This is a genomic window from Kovacikia sp. CALU 1929, assembly GCF_056784235.1.
Genome location: NZ_JBXBCF010000032.1, coordinates 1 through 1,379, shown reverse-complemented (window position 1 = coordinate 1,379; position 1,379 = coordinate 1). Strand labels below are relative to the sequence as shown.

The window sequence follows — 1,379 nt, the reverse complement described above, 5'->3', positions numbered from 1 at the left end:
CAAGGGACTACGAAACCTTACCCGAAAATCATGAAGGCATGATTTATGTGGTTATGATTCGATTAATGCTCCGCCGCTTAACAAACAACCGCCGAACGAGGAAGCCAAAAACTGCTTAACTAACATTTACAAACAGCTTCTTAGTGTGACGGCAAGTGTTATCTATCAGTTTTAGGTATGCGATGGGTTCGCTGGGTTAAATTCTGTCTCTGTCTGGTTTGTAGCATTCTTGTGATCTCAGCCTGCCAGCGTGATTCATTCCAGAACACCTCAAAGGTTGGGAGAACGGCAACCAAACCAGACCATTGCCGAATGGTGCAGCACATCATGGGGGAAACCTGCGTACCGCTGCACCCCCAGCGTATTGTTACCCTGGATGGATTTGGGCTGGATACGGTGCTGGCTTTAGGCGTGAAGCCTGTAGGAACTGCCAATCCTTTCTCAGCCTACCTGGACGATCGCCTGATGGGAGTACCCCTCCTGGGTAGACCGCAACAGCCATCGATTGAGAAAATTCTGCTGCTCAAACCTGACCTGATTCTGGCGTTCTCCTGGTATCACGAGGCTATCTATCCCAAACTCTCTGAGATTGCGCCAACGGTCGTGTATGACTTCAATCATGGGCGAGAGGTGCGCGATATAGTGCGGTTCGTGGGTCAAACCATTGGAAAATCGGATAGTGCTGCAACTCTCTTGGCAAATTATGATCAGCGATTGGCAAGTTTTAGAGCCAGGATTGGCGATCGCTGGCAACAAACCACCGTCTCATTAATTCGGCTGCACCAACTTGGCATTGGCATGATGCAGCGGGGTTCCTTTCCCGGCAATATTTTGGAGGAAGCAGGCATCTCTCGTCCAGCCAGCCAGCAATATATCGACATTCATCAGGAGAAGGGCGTATGGCGACATGTGCAAATTAACATTAGCCATGAACGGATTCCTGATGTGGATGCAGATGTGTTGTTTGTGTTTGGCGATCGCGGTGCTGCCAACTCTGAACAAAGTTTGCAAACCTTAAAAGCAGACCCGCTCTGGTTTCAATTAAAAGTAGTTCAACAAAATCGAGTTTATGAAGTGCCCGAATACTGGGGTTGCTGCGGTTTGATGGTAGCCAATCGGGTTGTGGATGACCTATTCAAATACTTTGTGGAGCAACCGTAAATTGTATTTTATTCTTCAACTCACTTTGATAACTGCTGGACAAAAGCTTCATGCTCTGGTGCAGCTAAACCTTGTTGGGTAGTGCCATTAGGTAAAGGATAGGGAAAAATCAGTCATCTGCTCGCGTTGTAATTTCTCTCGAATCTTCTGGTTGTAGTGATGGATGAAGTTCCAAATCGCACCAATGTGATTTTCGAGCTTCTTAGAAAATGACAAAC

1 protein-coding gene is annotated in these 1,379 nt (G+C 47.1%); it reads left to right on the top strand.

The window, feature by feature from the left end; genetic code table 11:
* The first annotated feature begins 177 nt into the window (after positions 1–177).
* On the top strand, positions 178–1,161 hold the full coding sequence (locus tag AC1S52_RS02535) for an iron-siderophore ABC transporter substrate-binding protein (protein ID WP_482027472.1): 984 nt from the start codon (positions 178–180) through the stop codon (positions 1,159–1,161).
* Positions 1,162–1,379: the final 218 nt, after the last annotated feature.